The organism is Pseudomonas sp. SIMBA_041, from assembly GCF_046535095.1.
In the GTDB taxonomy this organism is placed as follows: domain Bacteria; phylum Pseudomonadota; class Gammaproteobacteria; order Pseudomonadales; family Pseudomonadaceae; genus Aquipseudomonas; species Aquipseudomonas mucoides.
Genome location: NZ_JAWRXJ010000280.1, coordinates 1 through 274 on the forward strand (window position 1 = coordinate 1; position 274 = coordinate 274).

At 70.8% G+C, this 274-nt stretch carries 1 pseudogene; it reads left to right on the forward strand.

The features are described 5' to 3' along the window. Positions 1–274: pseudogene (locus tag SB725_RS31185) on the forward strand (epimerase); the annotation flags it as partial.

The following is a 274-nucleotide window of genomic DNA, read 5'->3' on the forward strand; positions in this document are numbered from 1 at the left end:
CTGGCGGATCCGCAGGTGCTGGCCTCGGTCTGCGGGTATCACGCGGCGCCGCTGGCGGCCCGCTTGCAGGACTGGCCGCAGGCGGCGCAAAGCACCCAACTGGCCCTGCGCCCGCTGTTGCTGGCAGTGATGGTGCTGATCTGGCTGGGTACCGCGCTGGTGTGCATCGGCCCGGGTTACGACTGGGGCCTGCGGATCATGGCCGAGGCTGGCGTGCATGGCGTCTGGGCGGCCCTGGCGGTGATCGGCGGTTCACTCTGTGATGCGCTGCTGG